General features: G+C 37.8%; 12 protein-coding genes. 11 read left to right on the forward strand and 1 reads right to left on the reverse strand.

What is annotated here, in order from left to right; translation table 11 throughout:
- Positions 1–38 precede the first annotated feature (38 nt).
- Positions 39–1013, reverse strand: coding sequence for an integron integrase (locus tag IV514_RS17255; protein WP_206486568.1), 975 nt, complete (start codon positions 1011–1013; stop codon positions 39–41).
- A 253-nt stretch (positions 1014–1266) separates the two neighbouring features.
- On the opposite strand from IV514_RS17255, the gene IV514_RS17260 reads away from it, so the two are divergent.
- The 11 genes from IV514_RS17260 to IV514_RS17310 all read left to right on the forward strand — a co-directional run bounded on the left by IV514_RS17260 (position 1267) and on the right by IV514_RS17310 (position 7153).
- Complete coding sequence (locus IV514_RS17260) at positions 1267–1695, forward strand: hypothetical protein (protein ID WP_206486569.1); 429 nt, start codon at positions 1267–1269, stop codon at positions 1693–1695.
- Between the two features lie 117 nt (positions 1696–1812).
- Complete coding sequence (locus IV514_RS17265; RefSeq protein ID WP_206486570.1) at positions 1813–2100, forward strand: hypothetical protein; 288 nt, start codon at positions 1813–1815, stop codon at positions 2098–2100.
- Between the two features lie 134 nt (positions 2101–2234).
- A complete protein-coding gene (locus IV514_RS17270; RefSeq protein ID WP_206486571.1) occupies positions 2235–2708 on the forward strand; it encodes a hypothetical protein in 474 nt (157 codons plus the stop codon).
- A 115-nt stretch (positions 2709–2823) separates the two neighbouring features.
- Positions 2824–3294, forward strand: coding sequence for a hypothetical protein (locus IV514_RS17275; RefSeq protein WP_206486572.1), 471 nt, complete (start codon positions 2824–2826; stop codon positions 3292–3294).
- A gap of 131 nt (positions 3295–3425) precedes the next feature.
- Positions 3426–3734, forward strand: a complete 309-nt coding sequence (locus IV514_RS17280) for a hypothetical protein (RefSeq protein WP_206486573.1) — start codon at positions 3426–3428, stop codon at positions 3732–3734.
- Positions 3735–3856: 122 nt separating this feature from the next.
- Complete coding sequence (locus IV514_RS17285) at positions 3857–4477, forward strand: hypothetical protein (protein WP_206486574.1); 621 nt, start codon at positions 3857–3859, stop codon at positions 4475–4477.
- A 75-nt stretch (positions 4478–4552) separates the two neighbouring features.
- Entirely contained in the window at positions 4553–5056 is a 504-nt protein-coding gene (locus IV514_RS17290) for a hypothetical protein (RefSeq protein ID WP_206486575.1), read from the forward strand.
- 132 nt (positions 5057–5188) lie between these two features.
- The gene (locus IV514_RS17295) at positions 5189–5641 is read left to right on the forward strand and encodes a hypothetical protein (protein ID WP_206486576.1); all 453 of its coding nucleotides are present in this window, start codon (positions 5189–5191) and stop codon (positions 5639–5641) included.
- 113 nt (positions 5642–5754) lie between these two features.
- Positions 5755–6183 (forward strand): hypothetical protein, encoded by a 429-nt coding sequence (locus tag IV514_RS17300; RefSeq protein WP_206486577.1) that lies wholly within the window; start codon positions 5755–5757, stop codon positions 6181–6183.
- Between the two features lie 103 nt (positions 6184–6286).
- The gene (locus IV514_RS17305) at positions 6287–6643 is read left to right on the forward strand and encodes a DUF2750 domain-containing protein (protein WP_206486578.1); all 357 of its coding nucleotides are present in this window, start codon (positions 6287–6289) and stop codon (positions 6641–6643) included.
- A 126-nt stretch (positions 6644–6769) separates the two neighbouring features.
- Positions 6770–7153, forward strand: coding sequence for a hypothetical protein (locus IV514_RS17310; RefSeq protein WP_206486579.1), 384 nt, complete (start codon positions 6770–6772; stop codon positions 7151–7153).
- The last annotated feature ends 30 nt before the right edge of the window (positions 7154–7183 follow it).

Raw genomic sequence — 7183 nt, forward strand, 5'->3', positions numbered from 1 at the left:
ATACAACATGCACTCATAGCATTTCTTTAATCTTTATCTTACTCATTTGAATAAAGATCGGATAACGGACTACGAACACCATTTGCCCCTTGTTCAATAACATGGGTATAAATTTGTGTGGTGCGGATGTCTGTATGCCCTAATTGTTCCTGTACCGTTCTAATATCAGCCCCTCGTTGTAATAAATGGGTGGCAAATGAATGACGTAAAGTATGACAAGTGACACGTTTTTCGATCGTGGTTTTAGCGACCGCTGTTTTCAGCGCTTTTCTAAGTCTTGTTTCATCAATATGATGACGCCTAACGTTGTTACTTTGTGGCTCAGTACTTAATCGCTGTGACGGAAATAGATAATGCCAGCCAAATTCAAAAGGGGCATTTGGGTATTTTCTATCTAAACGATTAGGTAACCAAACCCCTGCATAGCTTGGACTGATTCTATCGCGCTCAAATAATGCTCGAGCGAGTTTGATTTGGGTTTTTAATTCACAGGTAAGTTCAGGCGCTAAGGTCACTCGCCTGTTTTTCCCACCTTTGCTTCGCCATACTTGAATGGTATGGTAATCAAAATCAATGTCGTGAACTCGTAACCGGACAGTTTCCATTACCCGTAAGCCTGAACCATACATGAGACGACAAATTAGTGAATGATTGGAATCTACTGCGTTAAGTAGCTCATTAACTTCATTTTGTGTTAACACTACTGGTAGGTTGGGTGAGTTTTTTGATTTATTAAAATTTAGGTTGATTGATAACGGGCACCCTAATACTTGTTTATAAAGATAAACTAGAGCATTTAGTGCTAAAGCTTGTGTTTTTGGTGCCACTAGTAATTGATTGGCAAGATAATTTAGAAACTCTTCCACCTCTTCATTACCACACTGCTTGGGGTGAGTTTTGTGACAAAAATTAATATAGCCTTTAATCCAGTAGAGGTAGGTATTTATAGTGCGCTTTGCATAACGCTGAGTATTCATTTTCTCAGCAATCATTTGTAAAAATGGTGAAGACATCTTTTATCAATCCTTGATAGTATGCTGGTGTATAAATATACAGTATAGTTGTTTTCTCGCTCTGCGCCATAAACCGAGAATTATTCTCGGTTTCACACATCAGACCTCTAATAGTTTATTTATCTAATTGATTGAGTTGAAATTAATTTAAAAAAAGCGTAACGTATTTTTTTATCAATACATGGAGGTAAACTTTCCGCCGTAAAGCGAGAATTATTCCTCCTAATAAGCTGTTATAAGCACAGGGAAATCAATGCGTAATATTCTAGTAATATTTTACTTATTCTCATTTATTTCTTTGGCGGATATGGTTCCGCCAGACGTCGAGTTAACACCTGAAAAAGCATTTTGCCTTGGCTTCACTTTAGATCGCCCAACCGATGAATATGTTGGTTTAAATTACCCGAAAGTCATTGGAGGAAAGTGGATTCCTGTTTCAACAATGGTTGAGTACAGGTTAAATGAAAATCCAATATTTATTACAAAAACCAATTTTGAAAAAATAAATGAGCAGAAAACAACTGTAATTCTCGGGTTTTATGAAACTATTCATTCGGGCGGCGATGCAGCAGTGTTGATTACATACCAATGCACTAGTAAATGTGGAACAAACTATTTAAAAAGTTACAGCGTGCCTTCAATTGTTAAGTATATTGAAGCCAACGTGAAGCAGTGCTTATAACAAGCCATTACAGTGACGGGACTGCTAACAGCTTGCTCGGTTCCGCTTCGCTTCACAAGTTTAGCAAGCTATTATCAGCCCCTGAATGGGGCGTTATATTTCACGGAGAAGACCAGTATGAGTGAACAACAAATCGTTTATTCTTTCGCTTGGTTTCAGCCTGAAGAATGGCAAAAGTTAAAAGAAACCGTAGAAGATCCCGAAACGCTGGATGATACTTACCAAGAATGGCGGCACAATGCTGAAACTGTTATCAAAGAGCTTCGAACTGACGGGCATCAAGTGAAGAAAATATCAATTAAAATTAGTAAATTGCTAAATTGGTGCGATTCAAAAGGTTTAAAGCCAAACAGTAAAGCTAGGTCTGAATACGCTGCTTTTCTAGCGGAACAGAGAAGTAAGTGAAATATAACAAGTTAATTAAACAGTGGACGCAAAACAGCAGGCTTGCGCTCATTCTTCGCTTAGTTTAGCCTGCTATTTTTCGCCGTTTATTAAGGCGTTAGGCTACATTCGAGTATTGGTTATTAAGGATGATTATGAGTAAATTTGACGAATTAAACTCACTAGTATTAAAAGATGCAGAGCTTTTATTTCAAAACATGGAAAAGGCAATGCGGTGCGCAGTCAATATTGTAAGTCATTTATCGAACTACTTGGAGGCACCTAGTAACCAAGTAAAATTGGTTCAACTTTCTAGTGACTTATCTCAACGCATCAAAAGTGAAGATAAAGCAAAACTGGTAAGTAAAAGTAATACAGAGTTTCATATAGGCATAGAGTTTTCCTTCAGTTCAAGTGAGTCAAATTACTTTGGTGGTTCGGTGGCACACTTAACTATAAATACTAAAGGTGATAGTTTTATCATAAATATTCTTGGTGAAAACTTTACATTGAGTAACTTGTCATATGAGTCATCTCAAGCAATAAATAAGCATGTCTATGAGTCTATTAAGCAAGATTATGAAGATTCAATTAAAGGTGAGCCTAGAGCAAAAATAGGCTTTTTGTAGCCTAACAAGCGCCTTAAAAAATGGACGCAAAATGCTTGGCTTGCGCTCATTCTTCGCTAATTTTAGCCAAGCATTTTCCGCCTCTTAGGCGGGCGTTATAACTACAAGGGAAATCATGCGTAAAATTTTAGCTTTTATATACTTTGCATGCTTTTCAATAAATACTACATCTGTATATGTGAATGAACATGAATTAAGTGTTGAGCAAGTATCACTGTTCAAAATTCAACTATTAGAAAGTGCATCATCAACTGGAAGCTCAATTAGAAGTCTTTATTTACTCCACCCAGAAAAAATTAAATCTGATGAATTCGTTTTAGCTTCAATTCAAGTAAAACATCAAGGTGCGATCATTTTCTATGCAAATTTAGAAAGTCAGTCTAGTGATGAACTAGAAAGGAGTTTAGGTTCTATTTTTGGAATTCCATCAGATTTAAATTACGAAACGACCATTTGGCTTGGATATGGCCGAAAGAAAAATAAGTTAATTACAGACTATTATGTTCTCACACCTAATGTGCTCTCGGAAATTAAAACCAAAGCTTGGAGCGAGTATTTCACTGAAGAAGGTTTAAGTACGAAGTAATGTAGTTATAACAAGGCGTTTAAAAAGTCGGACACCGTAATGCTTGCTCGGTTTCGCTTCGCTTCACATTTTAGCAAGCATTACTAAGCCGTTTAACGCGGCGTTATATTTCCCTGTAGCAAAGGAGTTGCATGAGTAACATTAAATCATTTTTCCCTGCATTTATTGGTCTAATAATCTTTGGGGCTTCCTATTTTATGGAGTCACTTATCTCTGCTAATGTTGAAGCAGATAAAGAGTTAAGCTCTAAAATAGCAATGCTCATCGAAAACCAGAATATAGAACCTGAAGCTAGTAAATTACTCTATGGTTCGGTTAACTCTTTACTAGAAAATAATCATGCTTTATTGTTTCAAACTGTTGATATTGTTTGGGCAATTGGCTTAGGAATCATATTATTGCTCTTTCCATATCACTCGGTATTCTGTTCGCGTAAATGAAAATATAACAAGCCAATTAAGCGCGGGACTGCTAACACTTGGCTCAGTTCCGCTTCGCTACACAAGTTTAGCCAAGCATTTATCAGCCCCTTATTGGGGCGTTAGCTGTCGGAGAAGAGTGAATGCCTCTACAAAATAGAATAGATCCTTGGGGAAATTTGGTTGCTGTCAAAGCAAGAGGTGAGTTTCTTGGAAACAGGGGAATCCTACATGATAACGACAAGAATATTGTTAAGCCTTGGGCACACAAAAATTGGGTAACTTGTGAACTCAGTTTTAAAGGGATAAAGCGCAAGTTGTTCGGACAAAATAGTTACTCTGAACTATTTTTCTTGGATGAGGCAACGGCACTTGCAGCGGGGCATCGGCCTTGTGCTCATTGTAGGCGGCAGAGATATAACGAATTTAAAAACTTGTGGCTTAAATGCAAAACTGATCTTAAGTCTATATCCGTTTCAGAAATCGATAAGCAGTTACATGCAGAGCGAGCAGCTCGCGGAGGAGTAAAGGTCAAACATTCTTGCTCTTTCGAAAAGCTTCCCGATGGCGCATTTATTGAAATAGGTGGCGAGGCATTCCTGTTTTGGAAAGGTAAGCTTAAGGAATGGTCATTTGACGGCTATGTTAGTAGCGTTTCCCTACCAGCAAAAGATGAGATGGTCACATTACTTACACCGCCGTCAATTGTCGAGTTGTTAAGCAACGGTTTTGTGCCGCAGGTCCATGAATCAGCAATCAGCTAACAAGCACAGCCAGCAGGACAAACATTCCGCTGCGCTCCATGTTTGCCTCTGCTGTGGGCGTTAGCCATACAAAATATGATTAAGTATATTTTTACAGTTTGCCTTTTTATTTCTTTTTTAACAGGGTGTGCTTACAAGGCGACATATTACAAGCCTGTCGCTAACACCGAAGATGATCATATACAAAATAGCCAAGCCTATATTTATCGTGGAGCCATTAAATTAGAGGTGTGGACTCAAGAGAACTCAGATTCAACTTGGTTATTTCTTTCCAATAATTCTGAGAATAATGCAATTTCAATTACATCATCCAGTTTTTACATCTCTGGAGAGTCACGGAAGTCTTACCCTAGTGAGCTAAGAGTTATTAGTAAAATTGGAGACGCGGGCCATGCATTAAATACAAATTTAGAAAGTGGAGAAGTATTAGTCATTGAGTTTAAAAAGGAAATTCAGAGATTGGAATCATTCACGTTACACTTACCTAAAATATTAACTAATAACGATAACGTCATAACAGACCTAAGCACCATTACTTTCAAAAAGGCATCCTCTTGGAGAGCAATATCAATAAATTAATGTGTGCAATGTATGGCTAACAAGCCGTTGCAGAGAGGGACTTTTATTAGTTGGCTTTCCCTCACTGCGTTCGTTATTTTAGCCAACTATTAAAAGCCCCTGAACGGGGCGTTAGGTTTAAAGGAGTAACCATTGAAATATATTTTATCGCTTCTAACTATTTTTAGTATCAGTGCGTTTGCAAATGACGAGCTAAAATCTATCTACCTTGCATTTGAATCGGACTATATGAGTAATGATGCAAGCAAGTATTCACAGTGGCTAACTGATGAATATGAAATAGTTCAAACTATGCATGTCCCAGGAATGGGGAGTGATAGCCGTAAAGTAACTGGTGAACAAATGGTCGGGTTTATGAAAAAAATGAACAAGCCTAACTCGACACCACGCTCTACGTTAGATAATACAGAAGTACGTTTAACTGACAACACAGGCTTTTGCGCCACTTCCAGTACAATCGCAAAAACCAAAGTTTCTGGTAAAAATTACGAAGAAAAGGAAACGAGAGAGGTTTGTTTCTTAAAAATCAACAGTGACTTTAAGGCTGTTGGGCACAAGATAGATGTGTATTACAAAAAAATATAAACCTAACAAGTTACTCAAAAGGTCGCAAAACGCTTGGCTTGTGCTCCTTCGTCGCTAATTTTAGCCAAGCATTTATGCGCCCATTAGTAAGGCGTTAGGCAACTAGGGAAAGTATGGAGTTAATCAAAGCATTTTTACCTCTAATTGGGGTTCTAGTTATTTGGCTAGGTTCTGGTATTTATTTTAGTGCGAAGATAAAACGACATAAGGAAAGCTTGGTTAAAGATAGCTCTGCTCCCTTAAACTGTTTAACATTAGCTCGTGGCGTTGAACCCACAAATTATCTTCGTAAATATATCGTTTTTGTTGACAACGCTGTGGTTGGTGAAATTGGCTCTGGCGAAACGAAACACTTTGAACTACCAGCAGGCAACCATACTATTTCAGTGAAAATCGATTGGTGTAAGTCCATGCCATTTAAATTTGAAATATCTGACGGTAAAAATACAAGATTACAATGTGGGGCTAACTACAATAATTGGAAATGTATGTTCATGCATGCCATAAAGCCAGCACATTGGGTATATGTAAAAGTTGCCTAACAAGCGCATCAACGCATGGACTAATAAAGCTTGGCTTGGTTCGTGCCTCACCAATTTTAGCCAAGCATTATTAGCCCGTTATGCGAGGCGTTAGGAATACCAAATGAGTAGTGGAAGCTCCCAGGCAAATAAATTCTATGAAGAAGTTTCAGAAAATCAAAGATTGTGGTTCGCTGAAACTGAAGATGGTGACGCTTTAGAATTTGATGTCGATGGTGATAAAGTGTCTTTTCCTCTTTGGTCTTCAAAATCAAGAATTATGAGGCTTAAAAAGCTTAACCCTGAATTATTAGGTGAGTACTCTCCGAGAGAGATTTCTTGGCAATTCTTTAAAGATGTTTTATCTCCTATGTTAATGGAGAATAATCGACTGATTGGCGTAAATCTCAGTGGTCAAAATATTACTGGTATTGATTTAACTGTAGAGTCATTAATCAAACAAATTGAGGCTTTTGCGTAGGGTATTTCCTAACAAGCCATTGCAGTGCGGGACTTTAAATAGTTGGCTTTCCTCACTGCGTTCGTTATTTTAACCAACTATTAAAAGCCCCTGAATGGGGCGTTATGTTTCTTTGGAGAGTGTAAGTTGAATATCCGTGATAATTTAAATGAACTTGGAGATCTTTCAATTGTAGGGTTGGCAATTGCCGATTATTCAGAGTCTATTGCAGATAATGGTAAATTTGAATTAAATGGTAAACGCTGGGTAATTCGCCCAAATAACTTTGTAACACTTGAACCTCATTGGAAGCGTGCTAAAAATATTGCTATTAGCTTGCGTGGTAATCCATCTGAATTTGCTGAATTCAAAGAATTACCTCTTAAAGAAGGTATGTCAGGCTATTCAGAGTGCACCATTACAACCCCTAATCAGTTAGCTGCCGCTGCATTTTACATACGACGAGCCCAAGAAATTTATTCTAAAGGTCGTAACCGTATTCAAAAAGGTTTGGCTGTAACAGAAACATAACAAGCAAATAAACAGGGACAATGGTCTTGC

The sequence above is a fragment of the Thalassotalea sp. G2M2-11 genome (genome assembly GCF_017168195.1).
GTDB lineage: Bacteria > Pseudomonadota > Gammaproteobacteria > Enterobacterales > Alteromonadaceae > Thalassotalea_E.

Excerpts from the sequence above, each read along its gene's own strand:
- IV514_RS17290 (WP_206486575.1), top strand. The coding sequence starts at position 4,553 with ATGATTAAGTATATTTTTACAGTTTGCCTTTTTATTTCTTTTTTAACA.
- IV514_RS17270 (WP_206486571.1), top strand. The coding sequence starts at position 2,235 with ATGAGTAAATTTGACGAATTAAACTCACTAGTATTAAAAGATGCAGAG.
- IV514_RS17300 (WP_206486577.1), top strand. The coding sequence starts at position 5,755 with ATGGAGTTAATCAAAGCATTTTTACCTCTAATTGGGGTTCTAGTTATT.
- IV514_RS17280 (WP_206486573.1), top strand. The coding sequence starts at position 3,426 with ATGAGTAACATTAAATCATTTTTCCCTGCATTTATTGGTCTAATAATC.
- IV514_RS17260 (WP_206486569.1), top strand. The coding sequence starts at position 1,267 with ATGCGTAATATTCTAGTAATATTTTACTTATTCTCATTTATTTCTTTG.
- IV514_RS17265 (WP_206486570.1), top strand. The coding sequence starts at position 1,813 with ATGAGTGAACAACAAATCGTTTATTCTTTCGCTTGGTTTCAGCCTGAA.
- IV514_RS17275 (WP_206486572.1), top strand. The coding sequence starts at position 2,824 with ATGCGTAAAATTTTAGCTTTTATATACTTTGCATGCTTTTCAATAAAT.
- IV514_RS17285 (WP_206486574.1), top strand. The coding sequence starts at position 3,857 with ATGCCTCTACAAAATAGAATAGATCCTTGGGGAAATTTGGTTGCTGTC.
- IV514_RS17305 (WP_206486578.1), top strand. The coding sequence starts at position 6,287 with ATGAGTAGTGGAAGCTCCCAGGCAAATAAATTCTATGAAGAAGTTTCA.
- IV514_RS17255 (WP_206486568.1), bottom strand. The coding sequence starts at position 1,013 with ATGTCTTCACCATTTTTACAAATGATTGCTGAGAAAATGAATACTCAG.